The sequence below is a fragment of the Pseudomonas sp. SGAir0191 genome (assembly GCF_002812565.2).
GTDB lineage: Bacteria > Pseudomonadota > Gammaproteobacteria > Pseudomonadales > Pseudomonadaceae > Aquipseudomonas > Aquipseudomonas parafulva_B.
On the sequence record NZ_CP025035.2, the window covers coordinates 756,290 to 774,662 of the forward strand.

Below are 18,373 nucleotides of genomic sequence, written 5' to 3' on the forward strand. Positions count from 1 at the left end.
CTTGCCGGGGCTTTCTCGCGGCGTTATCTACGGGAGAGAGATTTGGGTTTGATCCCCATTAGGTCTAAACCCTTGGAGGTCAATACGAGGCCGTAGAAGCCAGCGATTTTTGATTTCGACCCCCGAATGTATCCCTCTTCAAGAAGCCAATTGACGACATGATCGAAGTTGATCTCGTCATCGGTTTCAGCATCACCCCCTTGCATCGTCTCGGTTACAGGATCCCAAGTGCCCTTGTTCGATTCTTCTAAGCCCAGCTCTGAAAGAGTCAGACTGCTTGGTACAGGAAACACTTCGACCAAATGTGCTAACAGTCTCTCGGATAGTCTTTCGAATGCAGCAAGATTTGTCATTTCAGCTCCTTGGCTATTTACGCCTTCAGTATTATCAAAGTGATATACGCTGGTGAAGATAGCAGATGGCACCTAGCGTGCGGTCATGCTTTCACTCAATTCTGATCTTCATCCGAATCCGGCTCATCGCCGGATTTTTTGTTTGTGGAGCACCTTATGGCCGAACCAAGTACCGGCGCCCTCGCAGTGACCGGCCTACTTGCCAGCGTCAGCCTGGGTGCTGCCTTCCCGCAATTGGACCTGGCCACATTGGTCGGCTCCTTCGGCGGGGCTTTCTTCTACGTCGTATTCGCCAAGGACATGAGCACCTGGCGCCGGATTGGCTACCTGCTGACCGGCTGGATCGGTGGGTACTTCGGTGCCGCCGAATTGATGGGCTGGGCTTGGACCAAGACAGCCGGGTTCAGCGCCTTCGTGTGTGGCGCTCTATGCGTGATCACGTTCTCTGGCCTGATCGAGTGGATGCAGACCGGTCAGCCACCTCGGTGGTGGGCCTGGGTCTTCCGTCTCCGGGCCAGGAAGGAGGGTTGAATGGCTGCTCTTATTCAGGCCGCGCTGTGCGCCGTCATCTTCGTGATGATTGGGCTGCGCTATCGGCCTTACCCCGATGCCCGCTACAAGCTGGGTGTATCCCTGATCGCCTGGGCAGCGTGCGCAGTGACCGGCATGCAGTGCGTAAGCCTCATTGGCCGCATGGTACTGCACGACGAGTTCGCTGACGTGTCCTGGTTCAACACTGCGTTCTACCTGCTGGCCGCCATGCTCGTCTGCCGGGCCAAAGGGAACGTAGCCAAGATCGTGCGGGTTGAATGATCCGCGCCACGAAATCGAGATGCGCCGTTTCGTGGCGCGAGGAACCCGCATGGAAAAGAAATCCCTGATTCTTGGCCAAGAGCTTGGCCAGGCCGTCTGCCAAGTGCTTGGCCTGGACGCATCGAAGATCACTTCCATCACCATTCGCATGGAGCCCAACACCGCTGCTTGCGTCGAGGTGGTCAACACCATCAACCAGGTGGAAGGCGAGAAGATCGCAAGCGCCTTGGAGGTCTACGGCTTGACCCGCCGTGGCATGTGATGTCCTGCAGTGGATGCGCCGCCCGGCGCGAGTGGATCAACAAATGGACCAAGGTGGCATATGAGCGAGCAAGAAATCTTTTCACGCCAGATCGAGAGCCTGAGCCCGAAGAAGGGCGATCTCCTGGTGATCAGCGTTCCATTCCCAATCAAGACGGAAGTACGCGAGCGGCTGACTCAGCACCTGGCGGGGACGGCTGATCGACTCCAGTGTGAGCTGGTCGTGCTTGAGGCGGGCATCACTGCCCAGTTGCAACCAAGCGTGAGCGACCTGCTGGCTGAGCAGCAGAAGCAGACCGCGCTTCTCGAGCAGATTGCTACCCAGAACCTAGCGCTGATCGAGGCGCTGGCTGATGGCGACGGCCCCGACCCCGACGCGGCACCTCAGACCTACCTGAGCGGTCAGCCAGTTCTGGGAGCTCGCTGATGGCCAAGCTCCCCACCCTGAAGTCGAGGCTCAGCCCGGTTGAGGGGCGCAAGCTGTCGACTACCAATACGTCGGAGCGCCGGATGACGGGCAGCAGGTTGCAGGCCCGACGCCTGCGACTCTGGACAGCCTCACCAACGTGCGCCGTATGCGGCCGAGTCGTCGAATACCCTGGCGGGTTTGAGCTCGATCACCGCGTCCCGCTCCATCAAGGCGGCGCCGACACAGACGACAACTGCCAGATCCTTTGCTGCGGGCCTGATGGTTGCCACCACCGGAAGACAGTGGCCGAGGGTGGCGACATGGGTGTGCACTGGCCCAATGCAAGACGGGGCCAATGACGTGCCACAGAAACGGGGAATTGACGTGCTTCAAAGGGCTTTTGACGTGCCACAAGGCGGGGGGTGGGTCAAAAGTTCAGACCTTTCACGCTTGGAAACCGCGCCCCCTCCCATTCGCAGATTTTTTCCCCTTTCACGGAAAAGTTAACCATGGCTTTAACCGACAAGAAGCGACGGTTTGCTGACGCTTTACTGTCGGGGGCGTCAAACCGAGACGCGGCTATCGCTGCCGGGTATTCGGAGAAAACCGCGTCGCAAGCGGGCTCCAAGCTCGCGAAGGATCCTGACGTGATCGCCGCAATCGGTCGCCATCTGCGTGATCGGCAGGCCGAGGCCGCCCAAGTTAAGCCAGGTCGAAAAGTTAAAGGCCCTCCACCTGAGGACGCCGCCGTTGGCGAGCTCGACCTGGGCGACTTCGACGACCCGATGGACTTCCTGAAGGCCGTCATGAACGAGCAGACCGCTGAGCCAAAGTTGCGCGTCGATGCCGCCAAGGCCTTGCTGCCCTATAAGCACGGCAAGGTCGCCGACCAGGGCAAAAAAGAGCAGAAGGCAGCCGCGGCCGACCAGGCCAGCAAGGGGCGTTTCGGCGCCCGTCCTCCACCGAAGCTGGTGGTCAATAACAAGGGGTGATGCATGGAGTGGACGACCGCCTGCCCGGATTGGGAGGCCCGGATCGTCGCCGGCCAATCGCTGATACCCTTCAAGCCGCTGTTTCCCGATGAAGCTGAGGCCGCGCTTGAGGTGTTCAAGGCGCTCAAGGTCGTCGACCTGCCAGGCCAGCCGACCTTCGGTGAATGCTGCGATCAATGGGTGTTCGACTTCGTTGCTGCGATCTTCGGGGCCTACGACGCCGAGCACGGCAAACAGCTGATCCGGGAGTTCTTCCTGCTGATCAGCAAGAAGAACACGAAATCGACGATCGCCGCCGGCATCATGCTGACGGCGTTGATCTTGAACTGGCGGCATGACGAGGAGTTGCTGATCATCGCGCCGACAATCGAGGTCGCGGCGAACAGTTACAAGCCGGCTGCCGGCATGGTGCGCGCCGATCCGGAGCTCAGCGAGCTTCTGCACGTCCAGGATCACATTCGGACCATTACCCACCGGGTAAACAACGCGGCGCTGAAGGTAGTGGCTGCCGACACCGACACGGTCTCAGGTAAGAAGTCCGGCAAGATCCTCATCGACGAAGTCTGGGTGTTCGGCAAGCGTGCGAACGCTGACGCCATGCTTATGGAAGCCACCGGTGGGCAGATCTCCCGGGACGAAGGATTTGTGATCCTGCTGTCGACGCAGAGCGACGAGCCGCCGGCTGGCGTCTTCGAGGAGAAGCTGAGCTACTACCGCGATGTACGCGACGGCGTGGTCAACGACCGTAAGTCGCTGGGCGTTCTGTACGAATTCCCCGAGGCCATGGTGAAGAGCAAGGCATACTTGCAGCCGGACAATTTCTACGTCACCAACCCCAACATGGGCCGCTCGGTCAGCCGGGAGTGGCTAGAAGACGAGCTGGCGAAGAACCTGCGCAAGGATGAAGGCAGCCAGCGGAAATTCCTGGCCAAGCACCTGAACATCCAGATCGGCATGAACCTGCGGGCGAATCGCTGGGCCGGCGCTGATCACTGGGAGGGGCGAGGCGACACAAGCTTGACCCTCGACGAACTGCTACTTCGAAGTGAGGTGGTAGTCGCTGGAATCGACGGCGGCGGCCTGGATGACCTGTTGGGCTTGAGCCTGATCGGCCGTGAACGCGGTAGCCGACGGTGGCTGCATTGGGCTCATGCATGGGCGCACAAGATCGTACTGGAGCGGCGCAAGGACATCGTCAGCGTGCTGCAGGACTTCGCTGCGGATGGCGACCTGACCATCGTCGATCTGCCAGGAGATGATGTGAGCGATGTTGCCGACATCATCTGCCAGGTGCGTGACGCAGGTCTGTTGCCTGAAAAGCAGGCAATTGGTGTAGATGCCGCAGGCATTGGCGACATCATCGACGAGCTCACCACCGAGGAGCGAGGGATCACCATGGAGCGCATCGCTTCGGTGTCCCAGGGATGGCGTCTAAACGGTGCGATCAAGACCACCGAGCGCAAGGTTGCCGGTGGCGAGTTCATTCACGGTGGCTCCCGGCTGATGGCCTGGTGTGTGGGTAACGCGAAGACCGTTCAGGTCGGCAACGCCCTTGCCATCAACAAGCAAATCAGCGGTACCGCCAAGATTGACCCGCTGATGGCGACATTCGACGCAGCGACCCTTATGGCGCTGAATCCCGAGGGCTCTGGCGATCTACAGGGCTTCTTTGATAACCCGATCATGGTAGGAATCTGATGGCCGACAAGAAACCGGGCCGGGTGAAGGCTGCGCTGCAAAACTGGCTCGGGGTGCCCATCGGCCTGAAGGACGGCGCATTTTGGCAAGAATGGTTCGGCAGCTCTACATCTGGAAAACACGTATCGGTCGACAAGGCCATGCAGCTGTCCACGGTATGGGCGTGCGTAAGGCTGCTGTCAGAGTCCGTCTCTACCCTGCCGCTCAAGCTTTACCGGCGCCTTCCCGATGGATCACGCGAGGTCGCCAAAGACCATCCGCTGTTCCGTGTACTTTGTCGCATCCCGAACGCCGAGATGACCCCGCAGCGCTTCATGCTGCTGGTGGTGGCGAGCATCTGCCTTCGAGGCAATGCGTTCGTCGAGAAGAAGATGATCGGCAGCCGGATCATCGCCCTGGTGCCGCTTCTGCCCCAGTCCATGAGGGTGAAGCGGCAGGATAACGGGCGCCTCAAGTACACGTACAACGAGAAAGGCGTGGACCGCGACATTCCCGAGAAGAACCTGATGCACATCCGTGGCTTTGGCCTGGACGGGGTGTGCGGGATGCTTCCGGTCACCACCGGGCGCGAGATCTTCGGCTCGGCGATGGCGATCGAGGAAGCCGCGGCGAAGGTGTTCGCACAGGGCATGCAGGCGTCCGGCATCCTGAGCAGCGACGCAAAGATCACGCCGCAGCAGCGCGAGCAGCTTCGGGCAAGCATGCAGGCGTTCATGGGTTCGAAGAACGCCGGCAAGATAATGGTGGCGGAGGCGGGCTTCAAGTACCAGGGCATCACGATGAACCCTGAGGCCGCGCAGATGCTGGAATCCAGGTCTTTCGGGATCGAGGAAATGTGCCGTTGGTTCCGCGTGCCGCCCTTCATGGTCGGCCACATGGACAAGCAGTCCAGCTGGGCTGCGTCGGTTGAGGCGCAAAACCTGCACTTCCTCACCAACAGCCTGCGGCCGCTACTGGTCAACATCGAGCAGGAGATCACTCGCTGCCTGATTGGCGAGGCCGATGCCGACGACTACTTCGCTGAGTTCGCGGTGGAAGGTCTGCTGCGAGCGGATAGCGCCGGCCGCGGGGCCTGGTACAACACGGCTCTGCAAAACGGTTGGATGTCCCGCAACGAGGTGCGCCGGCTGGAGAACCTGCCACCGATCCCGGGCGGCGACACGTACACGGTCCAATCCGCACTGGTGCCATTGGACCAGCTCGGGAAGCCGAGCGCAGGCGTCTCGCCGGCTGCCTCGGCATTCATGCTTCGGCTGGTCTCGGCACGCAACAACGACGACCAAGAGGCCATCAACAAGGCCGTCGAACTGGCTTCCCAAGCCCTGGAGTCCGGAAACCCGGACGGCCCCATGATGGCCCACGCGCTGATATCGATGCCGCTGCTCAAAGCGGCCTGACCTGGAGTAACCCATGACTCTCAAGACACTACCGGCAGCGCCGGCGGTGCGGCCGCACGCGCGCGTCGAATCCGATCTCCTGCCAAAGGCGATGGAGCGCTGGAATCCAGCGATCAAGGCTGCAGCAGGTGACGACTCCACCACTATCACCATGTACGACCCGATCGGCATGGACTGGTGGACGGGCGAGGGCGTTACAGCCAAGCGCGTCAGTGCCGCACTTCGCAGCATCGGCGACAAAGACATCACGGTGAAGATCAACAGCCCAGGCGGCGATGTCTTCGAGGGCCTGGCGATCTACAACCTGCTGCGCGAGCACAAGGGCAAGGTAACCGTCCAGGTGCTTGGCCTGGCTGCCTCGGCTGCGTCGTTCATTGCCATGGCCGGCGATGAAATCCAGATCGCCCGAGCCGGTTTCATGATGATCCACAACGCTTGGACCATCGCCGCTGGCGACCGAAACGACTTCACCGAAGTCGCTGACTTCCTCGACCAGATCGACGCCACCCTGGCCGACATCTACGCGGTCAGGACGGGCGATAAAGCCGCAGCAATGCGCGCCCTGATGGACGTAGAGACGTGGATGGGCGGCAGCTCGGCTGTCGATTCTGGCTTCGCCGACAGCCTTCTGCCCTCCGATGCAGCACAGGAAGACCCGCAGGCCTCTGCGCCGCAGCAGGTCGCGGCCCGACGCCTCGACACGATCCTGGCCAAGCAGGGCATGCCGCGCTCGGAGCGCCGCTCGCTGATTCAAGAACTCAAAGGGGGTACGCCTGGCGCTGCCCCCTCCGGTACGCGCAACGCTGCCGACAACCAGGCCGATCTGGCCGACCACCTCGCCGACCTACAAGCCGCCATTTCGCGGTTCTCGGCAGCAGCCACCAACTGACCGGAGAAAATCCCCATGGCAGACAACACCGCCGACCTGCTGAAGCAGGTTTCCGCCGAGCTTAAGCAGGCAACCAGCGATTTCAGCAAGCAGGCCGAAAATGCCCTGGCTGAGGCCAAGAAGGCCGGCAGCCTGTCCGAAGAAACCAAGGCAGCCGTTGATGAGATGGCCACCAAGTTCAACAGCCTGACCGAGGCCGAGAAGCAGCTGAAGGCCCAGCTCGGTGAGCTGGAGCAGGAGTTCGCTCGCCTGCCTACGGCTGGCAATCCGCAGCCCCAGGACAGCCTCGGCGGCGTTGTGATCAAGAGCGAAGCGCTCAAGCAGTTCGCTGCCAGCATCGAAGGGGGCAAGCGCGTCAACATTCCTGTCAGCGCCGCTCTGCTTTCCACCGACATTCCCGCGGGCATCGTCGAGCCCCAGCGCCTGCCTGGCATCGACACCGCGCCTAAGCAGCGTCTGTTCATCCGGGACCTGATCGCACCGGGCCGTACTACCGCTCCCGCGATCTTCTGGGTGCAGCAGACCGGTTTCACCAATGCCGCCAAGGTGGTGGCCGAAGGTACAGCAAAGCCGTACTCGAACATCGAGTTCGCGTCGAAGCTGACGGCGGTGTCGACTATCGCCCACATGTTCAAGGCCTCCAAGCAGATCCTGGACGACTTCGCGCAGCTGGGTTCGACCATCGATGTCGAAATGCGCTACGGCCTGAAGTACGTAGAGGAGCAGGAGATTCTCTTCGGCGACGGTACTGGCGTGCACCTGCATGGCATCGTGCCGCAGGCATCGAAGTATGTACCGGCATTCGAAGTCGAGAAACGGTCGGGCATTGATGATCTGCGCCTGGCAATGCTGCAGGCCCAGCTGGCGCGTCTGCCGGCTTCCGGCCACGTCCTGCACTTCATGGACTGGGCCAAGATCGAGCTGACCAAGGACACACTGGGTCGCTACATCCTCGCCAACCCGCTGGGCTTGGCTGGCCCTGTCCTGTGGGGCTTGCCGGTCGTGGCCACCGAGGTCGCCGCCTTCCTCGGCAAGTTCCTGACCGGTGCCTTCCAGACTGGAGCTCAATTGTTCGACCGCGAAGACGCCAACGTGGTGATCTCGACCGAGAACGCTGACGACTTCGAGAAGAACCTGATTTCGGTCCGCTGTGAAGAGCGTGCTGCGCTGGCGGTCAAGCGTCCGGAAGCGTTCATCTTCGGTGAGTTCGCCGCTCCGGTCACTCCGTAACCCAATGCGAGGGCCGCACCAGATGCGGCCCTTGGAGGCTTTCATGAAACTGAAAACCCTGAAACCTTTGTACCTGGGTGGCCAAACGCTGGTGGAGGGCACGCCCTTCGAGACCATAGAGCAGCACGGGCGCCAGTTGATCCAGAAGGGCTATGCCGAATTGGACGACTCGGAAAGCGAGGTGGTTTTGACCATCTCGCAGGACGACGCAGTTGGCTCGGGCGTGCTTACTTCCGCAAGCCTGGTTGCTCCGACCCTTCCTCTTTCCGCGCCTGATAGCACCAGGACTTTCAGTCTCAAGCAGGAGGGGCATGGCAAATGGATCGTAGTTGGCGAGGACGGGGCCCAAGTTGGCGACTTCGTGGGCAATAAGGCTGACGCCCAGAAGGAACTGGATCGGCTGGTTGCCGAGGCCAAGCCAGCGTAGGAGTAAGTTATGTCCGTGATTACTATCGATCTGGCCATGCACCACCTGCTGGCCGAACCTGACGACCAGGTGTTGGTCCAGGCGCAGCTCGATGCGTCGGAAGAGGCAGCCATGCAGTTCCTCAACCGCCGTTTCTACCTCGACCAGGTGGCGCTCGACTCGGCCCGCGCTGGCGTACCAGCGGCAATGCAGCAAGCAAAGGAAGCGAACGCAGCCGCCGTAGCTGCCGCTGAAGTTGTACAGGATCACACCCTGCGTTGCCGTCAGCTTGAATACGCACGGAAGGCACTGGCGGACGCCTACGACCTGGCGGATTCCATCGCCTACGGCATGGTGCTGAACCCTGCCATCCAGGCGGCTTGCCTGCTCAAGTTGGGCCACCTGTTCGCCAACCGTGAGGAGGTGGCCACCGGAACGACCGCTGTCGAGCTGCCGCTGGCGTCCCAGCACCTGCTGATGCCTTACCGCATCCGGATGGGTGTGTGATGCAGGCCGGCAGGCTGCGGCACCGCATCGACATTCAGGAATTGAGGCCGGTGCGGGATCCGGTGACTTTGGAGTTCGGTGAACCTGAGTGGGTCACCCGCTGGGAGAAATGCCCAGCCAGTGTCGAAGATCTGTCGGCCAGGGACTTCATCGCGGCTCAGGCCGGCCAGGCCCAGGCGACCGGCCGGATGGTTATCCGGTACCGAACTGGCGTACTTCCAACCATGCGCATCCTTTACCGGGGTGAGGTGTACAGCATCGTCGGCCCTCCACTGGCTGATGCCAAGTCCGGCCTGGATTACCTGACGATATTGGTCGAGAAGGGGGTGAAGGATGGCTGACGGCGTCGAGTTCAGCATTCTCGGCCTGGACTGCCTGCTGGGTAAGCTGGGCGAGGTCAGCATGGACGTTCGCCGCAAAGGTGGCCGGGCCGCACTGCGCAAGGCCGCCCAGGTGGTGGTGCAAAAGGCAAAGGCAGGTGCTGAGCGAATTGACGACAAGGCCACTGGCCGCTCGATCTCGGACAACATCGCGTTGCGCTGGAACGGGCGATTGTTCAAGCGCACCGGCGATCTGGGCTTTCGGATCGGCGTGCTGCACGGCGCTGTGCTCAAGGATGGCGGTGACCTCAGCACAAACGCCCCGACGCCCCACTGGCGCCTGTTCGAGTTCGGCACCGAGAAGATGCCGGCCGCGCCGTTCATGCGCCCAGCCCTGGCCGACAGCATCAGTGAGGTAACCAATACCTTCGTCACCGAGTACGAGAAGGCAATCGACCGCGCCATACGGCGCGCAGCGAAGAAGGCGGCACGCTCATGACACCACCAATTGTACAGGCCTGCCTGCAGAGCCCTGCCGTGACAGCGCTGCTCGGCACCGGCACCGATATGCGCCTCTACTCGTTCGGGGAAGCGGAACAGCGCGTGGCCAAGCCATATGCGGTGTGGCAGATCGTCAACGGCATTCCAGAGAATTACCTGGCTGGGCGCCCTGACTTGGATGGCTTCACCCTGCAGGTTGACGTGTATGCCGCCACCGGCGATTCCGCCCGAAAGGTCCGTGACGCCATCCGTGACGCGATCGAGCTGGACGCCTACGTCACCCGATGGGGTGCCGAGGGTCGCGACCCCGAAACAAAGAATTATCGAGCCAGCTTCGACGTGGACTGGATGGTCCACCGGTAGAGCTGCAACAAACCCCAATAGCCCGCCCAGTGCGGGTTTTCTTTTGCCCGCAATTGGAGAAACCCATGGCGATTCTCGCTCAGGGTACCCAGGTCTATGCTCTGGTGCCCAAAGCTACAAACCCCACTGTATTTGAAGTCATGGAGGTTGAGTGCGCCACCGCCTTCAGCCCTGGTGGCAACCCGGCCGATCAGGTTGAAGTGACCTGCCTGAGTGACACCGTCCGCAAATACCTGCGCGGCCTGCGCACCCCTGGCCAGGCGTCGCTGACCCTCAACGTCGATCCACGCAACGCCTCGCACGTACGCCTTCATCAAATCTCGGAAGACGACACGATCGAGAGTATCCGCTGGGTGGTCGGCTGGTCTGACGGCAAGGACATCAAACCCACGGTCGGCGTCGCCGGCGCGCTGGCGGCCATTGAACTGGCCAATGGTGGTACCGGCTACACCTCCGCACCTACCGTTGCGTTCTCTGGAGGTGGCGGCAGTGGTGCTGCTGCAACTGCGATCATCGCGGACGGCAAGGTGGTTGGGTTCAATATCACCAATGCCGGTACCGGGTATACCAGCAAGCCCACCATCAGTCTCACCGGTGGGGCTGGCACTGGCGCTGCTGCTACTGCGGTCCTGGGTGAGGCGGATGATTTCGTGCTGCCGCCTACGCGCACCTGGTTCTTGTTTGACGGCTATGTGGCTGACTTCCCGTTCGACCACGCCGCCAACGCAGCGGTAACCACTGCGGCCACCATCCAGCGCTCCGGCGGCTCCGCCTGGATCCCCAAGACTGCCAACGCCTGAGGTAACCCATGAAGCTGACACTCGACGCGCTCAAGGGCGCAGGCTCTTTCACCGGCCGCCCAGTGGAGAAGGAAATCAAGTGGCGCCAGAACGGCACCGATTACACCGCTACCATCTACGTTCGCCCATTGGGGTACCAGACCGCAGTTGGCGACATGATCTCGGTGGCCAGCAAGCAAGACACCATCGCCAGCCGCATCGCCGCATCTATCTGCGACGAGCACGGCTACCCGGTGTTCAGTAGCCCGTTGGACATCACCCACGGTCCGCTTGACCCGGTTGAACTAGAGAAAGACCCCGAGAGCACCAAACGTCTCGGCTCCCTTGATGGCGACCTCTCTGTTGCCCTGCTGCTAGCTATTCGGGAGGTCAACGACCTGGGAAAGACGAAGAGCTCACCGAGCTCGACGAGCTCTGGCACGAGCTCGTCCTCTCTGGCGTCGGGGGCTCGACGATCGCGCAAGCCAAGGAAAACCTGAGCCTGCGTGAGTTCAGGGCCTGGGAGAAGTACAGGCAGCGCCGCGGCTCGCTGCACCTCGGGATGCGGGTGGAGCGCGCCACTGGCCTGCTGGCCATGATCCTGGCAAACCAGGCGCGCGATCCAAAGAAGCGGCCAGTGCCATACACCATTGCAGATTTCACTCCGCACGATAAGGACGACAAGCCGATCTCCCTAGAGGATGCCAAGGCTACATGGGCATAAGTTTTTCCGTTGTCTAGCGCTGAGGTGGTAGATTGGCAGGTTTCGACCAAAGGGATTGGCCATGGAATTAATCACAGGCACCTCTTATCTGATCTTGGCTGTATCGTTTGTTTTGTACTTTCTCCCAATGATGATTGCTTTCAAGCGCCATCATGAGAACTACACCGCGATTTTTATGTTGAATCTGCTTTTAGGCTGGACTGGTGTTGTGTGGATTGTTTGTCTGATATGGGCATTCATCAGCAAGCCAGCTCCAGTTGGTCAGGTTGAGAGAGTCGGCAGTTCGTCTAGGTATGAAGAGCTTGAGAAAATTTCGGCCCTCCGAAGCAGCGGAGCTTTAACTGCCGAGGAGTTCGATCGGGAGAAGTCTCGAATACTAAAGTGAAATGAAACCCGCCAAGTGCGGGTTTTTTTATGTCCGGAGAACACAATGGCGTCAAGATCTCTCGGCACTCTGACCCTTGATGTCATAGCCCAGGTAGGCGGTTTCGTTGCCGGCATGGATAAGGCCGAGCGCAGCTCAGAAAAGTGGCGAAAGCAGGTCGAAAAAAATGCCAAGGCAGTAGGTACAGCTGTAGGTGCGGGCCTAGCGACTGGCATCACTGCGATTACCGCAATGACAGTTTCCGCCATCAATTCTGCCTCGGAAATAACCAATCTAGCGTCGGTTGCAAACGTCAGCACTACAGACTTTCAGAAGCTAGCAGTTGGGGCCAAGACAGTAGGCGTAGAGCAAGACAAGCTTGCTGACATCCTCAAGGATGTGAACGACAAGGTAGGTGATTTCCTAAACACCGGTGGCGGCGGGATGGCTGACTTCTTCGAGCAGGTCGCGCCTAAGGTCGGCGTCACGGCTGATCAGTTCCGTAACCTAAGTGGAAGCCAGGCCCTAGGGCTCTACGTGTCCACGCTCGAGAAAGCTAAGGTCAGCCAGTCGGACATGACCTTCTATCTTGAAGCTATCGCAAGTGACGCGACAGCGCTGTTACCGCTTCTGAGGAACAACTCCGAAGGATTCAAGCGGTTTGGTGATGCAGCAGCCGCAGCTGGTTCAATCATGGATGAGAAGACCATTCGTGCGGCCCAGGAGCTTAAGGCTGCTAATTGGCTGGTCGAACAGTCTATCAGCGGCCTTGGTAATCAAATCACAAGCGCTATGCTTCCGACGCTTGCAAATTTTGCAACTCGGCTGAGTGATACCACCATAAATGGAGTGCTTGCCAAGCGAGTTTCTGATGATCTTGCTGCAAGTTTCAGGGCGCTTGGAAAGTTTGCCGTGGGTACCGTTGCTGGCATCCATTTGCTGGGTGTCGGCCTGAAGACACTGTCTGATGTCGACAACGCAATGGTCGGTGGCGATGACGCCAAGTGGTACGACCGATACCTACCACCTGTCAGGATCTACAACGCCTTCAAAAACGTCGATGCCATTGGCAAGACGATCAGTGGCGCCAAAGCCCAGATGGACGGCCTGGCCACTGGCTACGCGAGTCTCATAGCCTCTTTCGACGAGAAGCCAGGGCAGGGAAGCACTAATCAGATCAAAGAACTGGCCGATCTGCTCGCAAGGCTGCGGGAGGGTCAGGCCGGCAGTTTTACTGCGCTGACTACAGACCAGCAAGCCGCTGCAAAAGCCGCCGAGGCTGCCGCGAATAAGCTCCAAGGCCAGTTCGACACTGCCGAGGAAGGCTACAAGCGCCAGATCGCCCTGATCAACACCGAAACTGACAAGCGCAAAGAGGCCACTGAAGTGGCCAAGCTCCAGTTCGAACTGGAGTCGGGTAACATGACGGGCCTGAGCGCCAAGCAGCAGGAGCGCCTGAAAGGGCTGGCAGCCGAGCTGGACCAGCTGAAAAAGCTCAAGCAGGCCAAGGAGGACGACAAAGCAGTATCAGAATTCGGGGCCAGCGTTAAACGTCAGCTCGACATTGACCAGCGTGCTTTGGATGCCCCGTTGCTCAATGCATACAGCACAGACGAAATGAAGCAGCGGGCCTTGGATCTGCTGGCCATTGAGCAGGATTACCGGGATCAGCTGGAGGACCTGCGGCAGCGCCACGAGGGTGGCGACGTTTCCGATTCGGCCTATGAACGCGAAACCAAAATCCTGACCGATGCGCTTGAAGAGCGATTGGCCAAACAGCAGGACTACTACGACAAAGTTGACCAGCTTCAGCAGAACGGCACCGCTGGCTTCATCAGCGGCTTCGCCAGCCAGGCTGAGGCGGCCATGGACCTCTACAGCAGCATGCGCGACGTTGGCTCTGCAGCGTTCAGCTCGCTGACGGACATGCTCACCGAGTGGGCGGAAACCGGCAAGCTCAACGCCCAGGACTTCGCCGCGACCTTCATTCAGTCCATTGGGCATTCGTTGCTGGCGTACGCCGCCGCTCAGGTCGCTATGGCGGGCCTCAGCGCCTTCACGGCGATGATCGGCGTGCCCTATGTCGGTCCGGCCATTGCGCCTGGTGCTGCCATCGCTGCAACGGCTGCGGCCGGCGTGCTGATGACTGGTGTTGGATCCGCCCTGTCCGGTCAGGCCCACGCTGGTATCGACAACATCCCGCGGGAGGGTACCTGGCTTCTGGACGGCGGCGAGCGTGTGCTGAGCCCGGCGCAGAACAAGGATCTGACTGGGTACCTGCAGCGGGCCAACAGTATTGATTCCACTTCCAAGCCCGGCGGCGTAACGATGAATGTCGATATCCACCAAAATATCCCTGCCCAGGTTGGCTTGGAACAGGATGGCAATCAGCTGAAGGTGTTCATCCGCGAAGCGAAGAAACAGATCGCGGGCGACCTGGCCAGGGGAAATGGCGATGTGTCCAGGGCTTTGGCAACTGGCTGGGGCGTCAAGAGGGCTGCGCGATGAGCATCCTCAAGCGGCTGTACGCCAGCTCTGGCCCGGAGATCATTCATGAAGTGCTCGAGATCACCGATGGGATCACCACCTACTGGATGACCAAGGGCTGGGACGAACTGACCATCACATTGGAGACAGGTCAGGTAGTGGTGTGCACGCCATGCGGCATGGACCTGGCCCTGCCGGCGCGAAATGACGACGGCACCCAGGACCTGACCTTCGCACTGAGCAACATCGACGGCATCGCGTCGGGCTTCATCCGCGCAGCTCTACGGGATGGCCGGAGCATGTCCCTGATCTATCGGGTTTACACCTCCGATGACCTGGGCGCGCCGGCGCATGCCCCGCACCGGTTCAAGATCAAGGGCGGTTCGGTCACCGCCACCCAGGTATCAATTACCGCCGGCTACTTCGACCTGCTCGACACACGCTGGCCACGTAACACCTACAACCTCAGAAAATTCCCAGGGCTGCGCTACCTATGAACCTCGATAAATACACCCTCGGCGTCTACGTCGAGGGCGGTCGACTGTGGCCGCACGTCGACTGTTATGGGCTGGTGCTTGAGGTTCGACGCGACGTTGGCCTGCCGGCCTGGCCAGAGTGGGCGGAGATGCGCAAGGCCGATGGCGGCTTCGTGCGGGCCTGCAACGAGATGATCCAGGCTGAGGTGACCCCTTGCGCTGCTGGCCACCTGGCGGTGGCGGCGGCCTACCGGGGTCAGGTCCAAGACCATGTGGCCATCGTAGTGGAGGTGGCAGGGGCTTTGGAGGTGCTGGAGATCAACCCCAAACGCAACGTCAGCTTGACCCCGCTGCGCCGATTTGAGCGCCGGTTTTCCCGGGTGGAGTACTACCGATGATCAGGCTTTACCCCAGTGCCCTTGAGGGCGAGCCGTTAGAGTCGCACACCATCCGGGAGCCAGTTCTGCTGATTGATTGGCTGCGCCGCCAGGCGCCCGAGTTCTCGCTCGAGCGGGAGCAGCCGATCTTCATCCAGGTCGACGGTGTGACCCTACCTGTCGCGGACTGGGCCGAGTTCGTGGTGTTGCCTGACACCGATGTCTGCATCTATCCCGAGGCCCGGGCCACGGGTGCAGCCATTGCCGCATGGGCCGCCGTGGCCATCGCGGCCGTGGCGGTCATCATGGTCATGACCATGAAGACCCCCGGCGTGTCGCAGCCAGGGCAGGGCGACTCCATCGACTTGAACCCTGCCAAAGCCAACCGGGCCAAGGTCAACGAACCGGTGCGCGAGATCCTGGGCCGTTACAAGGTGTACCCGGACTATGTGGTGCAGCCGGTGTCGCGTTTTGTGAACCAGCGCGAGCTGCACACCAGCCTCTGCCTGTGCGTGGGCGCGGGATCGCACTCAATACTGCCGAGCAGCATCAAGATCGGCGACACACCGCTGGCTGCCTTTGGCACCGATGTGTCCTACGCCATGTATGGGCCTGGCGAAAGCCTGGACGGCGACGCCCGGGCCGAGAACTGGTACTCGGTAGGGGAGGTGGGTGGTACGGATGCTGGCACCTCCGGGCTGGATACGGCCTCAACAGCTACCGGCGGCACATCCGTCATCGCCGATGCTTTGGTGCTGGGCGGCCTGAGTGTCAGCCTTGCCGGCGAGAACCCCGAATTCCCTGAGGAATGGGCGCCTGGGCTGACCATCACGATGCGTACGCCCAACAGCTACACGGTGACGAGTGTTGGCGAGTACGACCGCATATCTGGGGCCCTGGCTGACTTGGCGCCATTTGTGGGAATGAAGGTGACGTTGTCCACTGATGTGGACTACGACCTGGTGGTAGCCAATTACTCGGCCTACGTGCCGCCAGTACCGGGTAGCGGCGGCAGCCCTTCGTCGGTCCAGGCGAGTGCTGCTCCGACCACCTATGATTTTGCAGCCTCGCCGGCTGTGTGGACCATCACCTACCGGGGCAGTACTCGCAGCATCTCGTTGGCTTCCAACTACCTGAACATGAGCGGCCTGGTGTCTGCGGTCACCTCCCAATTGGAAGGCATGGGGCTGACGGCTCAAGACAACTCTGGCCGGCTGCTGATTGCTGAGCCGAGTAGCCCCTACCGCGGCGGTACGCTGTCCCAGTCAAATGCACCGGTCGCAGTGTTTGGGGTGGCTCCGGTCTATACGGTTGGCTCGGCCTCGGCAGGGGGTGTCCCTGAGCAGCAAGCGTTCATCGAACTTAACTACGAGAACGGCACACCGTTTGCCGGGCTTGAGGATGGTTCGCAGCGCCTGGCGCTGGGTTACCGTGGCCATCGCTACACGATCGACAGTATCGACGGCCTGACGATGACGGTCCGCCGCCTAAAGGACACCGGCGCGGTTGATACCGGCTGGAACGGCTTCTCTGTGCGGACGCTGCTGGACTTCTCCCTGGGGGCGGACGGGGCCGCCAGCGTGAACTGGCTGGGCCCATTCATGGCGGTACCCGAGCAGGAGCTCACCGACACCGTGGAGTATGACTTTCACCTACCTGGTGGCCTGGCCTGGTACAAGAGCAACGGTCACCGCCGGGGCAGCTCGGTCAGCATCGTGGTGGAGTGGCGTGACGCCGCTGTCGGCGGGCCCTGGAACCGAGAAACTCACGCATTGCAGGCCAACACCGAGGACGCCATCGGCTTCACCTTCCGGCGCACGCTGCCCTACAAGATGCGGCCCCAGTTCCGCCTGAGGCGCGAGCTACCCGAAAGCGGTGGCAACACCCGGGACACCGTGTACTGGTACGGGCTCCGCTCTCGACTGGAGGCCCCTGCAAGCTACCCTGGGGTTACGATCTTCACCGCCACCATTCGAACCGGGGATCGCCTGGGCGCTCAATCTGATCGTCGCGTGAGCCTGGTGGCTGAGCGGCTGTACGAAGATGCCCCAGGCAGGTCGATCAGCGGGGCCGCCCAGCACGTGCTCAACAGCCTTGGCATCCCTGCCGATGAGGTGGACACGCCGAAGCTGAACGAACTGGAGTCGTCCCACTGGACGCCCCGGGGTGAAACCTTCGACCTGGAGTACACCGAGTCGTCCTCGGTGAGGGAGGTGCTGCAGACGATCTTCGCCGCCGGCATGAGTCACCTGACGCTGACCGAGGGATTGATCAGCGCTATCCGCGAAGGCGTTCAGCCGGTGCGCGGCACCATCACCAACCACGAACTGGAAGAAGAACTGACCGCCACCTTTGTGGCCCCAGGTCAAGATGACTTTGATGGGGTCGATGTGAAGTACGTCGATTCCCACACTTGGTCTGAGGAAACTGTGCCCTGCCGGCTGGGGGACAGCCTGGGGCTGAAGGTGGACGCCATCACCGTGGATGGGGTGGTGGATAGAGACCGGGCCTGGCGAATCGGTATGCGGGTGCTGCGCAAGCATCAATCGCAGCGCTGGTCCTACTCCGGCACCACTGACCTTGAGGTGCTTTGCTACGAGCGATTCGACCGGGTGGCACTTGCTGATGACATCCCCGGTACCAGCCAGTCGGCGCTGATCGTGGGCGCCCGGGCCGTGGATGATCGGGTTGTGCTTGAGGTAACCGAGCCTCTGGACTGGAATCTGGCCAACCCACGCATCCTGATCCGCCGGCACGATGGATCGGCCACCCCACTGCTCGTGCCTGTACGGGTGGGCGAATACGAGCTGAGCATCTATGCCGGCGATCTGGACTTCGACTTGATCATTGACGACCCGGCCATTGAGCCAGCAAGGCTGCTGTTCGCTGATTCAACCCAGGTGGGCTACAGCGCAATGATGAGCGAGATTAACCCGGGCAGCGACGGCAGTTGCGACTTCACGGCTCTCGAATATCGAGATGACTATTACGCCGACGATGACGGCTTCGCACCGACATAAGGACCGA

General features: G+C 60.9%; 23 protein-coding genes. 22 read left to right on the top strand and 1 reads right to left on the bottom strand.

What is annotated here, in order from left to right; genetic code table 11:
* Window positions 1-23 precede the first annotated feature (23 nt).
* On the bottom strand, window positions 24-353 hold the full coding sequence (locus CWR53_RS03340; protein ID WP_100850815.1) for a hypothetical protein: 330 nt from the start codon (window positions 351-353) through the stop codon (window positions 24-26).
* Window positions 354-509: 156 nt separating this feature from the next.
* On the opposite strand from CWR53_RS03340, the gene CWR53_RS03345 reads away from it, so the two are divergent.
* The 22 genes from CWR53_RS03345 (at window position 510) to CWR53_RS03450 (ending at window position 18,366) form a co-directional block, all read left to right on the top strand.
* Window positions 510-884: a putative holin gene (locus tag CWR53_RS03345; protein ID WP_100850816.1), complete on the top strand. Its 375-nt coding sequence runs from the start codon at window positions 510-512 to the stop codon at window positions 882-884.
* A complete protein-coding gene (locus CWR53_RS03350) occupies window positions 885-1,166 on the top strand; it encodes a phage holin family protein (RefSeq protein ID WP_070086236.1) in 282 nt (93 codons plus the stop codon).
* A gap of 49 nt (window positions 1,167-1,215) precedes the next feature.
* Complete coding sequence (locus CWR53_RS03355) at window positions 1,216-1,428, top strand: hypothetical protein (protein WP_100850817.1); 213 nt, start codon at window positions 1,216-1,218, stop codon at window positions 1,426-1,428.
* Window positions 1,429-1,488: 60 nt separating this feature from the next.
* Window positions 1,489-1,854, top strand: a complete 366-nt coding sequence (locus tag CWR53_RS23125; protein ID WP_100850818.1) for a hypothetical protein — start codon at window positions 1,489-1,491, stop codon at window positions 1,852-1,854.
* Window positions 1,855-1,937: 83 nt separating this feature from the next.
* The gene (locus CWR53_RS03365) at window positions 1,938-2,195 is read left to right on the top strand and encodes an HNH endonuclease (protein ID WP_258313233.1); all 258 of its coding nucleotides are present in this window, start codon (window positions 1,938-1,940) and stop codon (window positions 2,193-2,195) included.
* A 150-nt stretch (window positions 2,196-2,345) separates the two neighbouring features.
* The gene (locus CWR53_RS03370) at window positions 2,346-2,828 is read left to right on the top strand and encodes a terminase small subunit (RefSeq protein ID WP_100850820.1); all 483 of its coding nucleotides are present in this window, start codon (window positions 2,346-2,348) and stop codon (window positions 2,826-2,828) included.
* A gap of 3 nt (window positions 2,829-2,831) precedes the next feature.
* A complete protein-coding gene (locus tag CWR53_RS03375) occupies window positions 2,832-4,526 on the top strand; it encodes a terminase large subunit (RefSeq protein WP_100850821.1) in 1,695 nt (564 codons plus the stop codon).
* Entirely contained in the window at window positions 4,526-5,923 is a 1,398-nt protein-coding gene (locus CWR53_RS03380) for a phage portal protein (RefSeq protein WP_258313202.1), read from the top strand. The genes CWR53_RS03375 and CWR53_RS03380 overlap by 1 nt, the downstream gene beginning before the upstream one ends.
* 13 nt (window positions 5,924-5,936) lie before the next feature.
* A complete protein-coding gene (locus CWR53_RS03385; protein ID WP_100850823.1) occupies window positions 5,937-6,812 on the top strand; it encodes a head maturation protease, ClpP-related in 876 nt (291 codons plus the stop codon).
* A 15-nt stretch (window positions 6,813-6,827) separates the two neighbouring features.
* Complete coding sequence (locus CWR53_RS03390; protein WP_100850824.1) at window positions 6,828-8,042, top strand: phage major capsid protein; 1,215 nt, start codon at window positions 6,828-6,830, stop codon at window positions 8,040-8,042.
* A 43-nt stretch (window positions 8,043-8,085) separates the two neighbouring features.
* On the top strand, window positions 8,086-8,469 hold the full coding sequence (locus tag CWR53_RS22900) for a hypothetical protein (RefSeq protein ID WP_181405460.1): 384 nt from the start codon (window positions 8,086-8,088) through the stop codon (window positions 8,467-8,469).
* A 9-nt stretch (window positions 8,470-8,478) separates the two neighbouring features.
* Complete coding sequence (locus CWR53_RS03400) at window positions 8,479-8,955, top strand: head-tail connector protein (protein ID WP_100850825.1); 477 nt, start codon at window positions 8,479-8,481, stop codon at window positions 8,953-8,955.
* Window positions 8,955-9,296, top strand: coding sequence for a phage head closure protein (locus CWR53_RS03405; protein WP_010952654.1), 342 nt, complete (start codon window positions 8,955-8,957; stop codon window positions 9,294-9,296). The genes CWR53_RS03400 and CWR53_RS03405 overlap by 1 nt, the downstream gene beginning before the upstream one ends.
* On the top strand, window positions 9,289-9,774 hold the full coding sequence (locus tag CWR53_RS03410; RefSeq protein ID WP_100850826.1) for an HK97-gp10 family putative phage morphogenesis protein: 486 nt from the start codon (window positions 9,289-9,291) through the stop codon (window positions 9,772-9,774). Before CWR53_RS03405 ends, CWR53_RS03410 begins: the two co-directional genes overlap by 8 nt.
* On the top strand, window positions 9,771-10,139 hold the full coding sequence (locus CWR53_RS03415; protein WP_100850827.1) for a DUF3168 domain-containing protein: 369 nt from the start codon (window positions 9,771-9,773) through the stop codon (window positions 10,137-10,139). Before CWR53_RS03410 ends, CWR53_RS03415 begins: the two co-directional genes overlap by 4 nt.
* 65 nt (window positions 10,140-10,204) lie before the next feature.
* Complete coding sequence (locus CWR53_RS23425) at window positions 10,205-10,939, top strand: phage tail tube protein (protein WP_100850828.1); 735 nt, start codon at window positions 10,205-10,207, stop codon at window positions 10,937-10,939.
* Between the two features lie 8 nt (window positions 10,940-10,947).
* On the top strand, window positions 10,948-11,418 hold the full coding sequence (locus CWR53_RS03425; protein ID WP_100850829.1) for a phage tail assembly chaperone family protein, TAC: 471 nt from the start codon (window positions 10,948-10,950) through the stop codon (window positions 11,416-11,418).
* A 285-nt stretch (window positions 11,419-11,703) separates the two neighbouring features.
* Window positions 11,704-12,027, top strand: coding sequence for a superinfection immunity protein (locus tag CWR53_RS03430; protein ID WP_100850830.1), 324 nt, complete (start codon window positions 11,704-11,706; stop codon window positions 12,025-12,027).
* A gap of 45 nt (window positions 12,028-12,072) precedes the next feature.
* Window positions 12,073-14,514: a phage tail tape measure protein gene (locus tag CWR53_RS03435; RefSeq protein WP_100850831.1), complete on the top strand. Its 2,442-nt coding sequence runs from the start codon at window positions 12,073-12,075 to the stop codon at window positions 14,512-14,514.
* On the top strand, window positions 14,511-14,990 hold the full coding sequence (locus tag CWR53_RS03440; RefSeq protein WP_100850832.1) for a DUF1833 domain-containing protein: 480 nt from the start codon (window positions 14,511-14,513) through the stop codon (window positions 14,988-14,990). Before CWR53_RS03435 ends, CWR53_RS03440 begins: the two co-directional genes overlap by 4 nt.
* Window positions 14,987-15,367, top strand: coding sequence for a nitrite transporter (locus CWR53_RS03445; RefSeq protein WP_100850833.1), 381 nt, complete (start codon window positions 14,987-14,989; stop codon window positions 15,365-15,367). The genes CWR53_RS03440 and CWR53_RS03445 overlap by 4 nt, the downstream gene beginning before the upstream one ends.
* Window positions 15,364-18,366 carry a host specificity factor TipJ family phage tail protein gene (locus CWR53_RS03450; protein ID WP_100850834.1) on the top strand — a complete coding sequence of 1,001 codons (3,003 nt, stop codon included), beginning with the start codon at window positions 15,364-15,366 and terminating at the stop codon, window positions 18,364-18,366. Before CWR53_RS03445 ends, CWR53_RS03450 begins: the two co-directional genes overlap by 4 nt.
* Window positions 18,367-18,373: the final 7 nt, after the last annotated feature.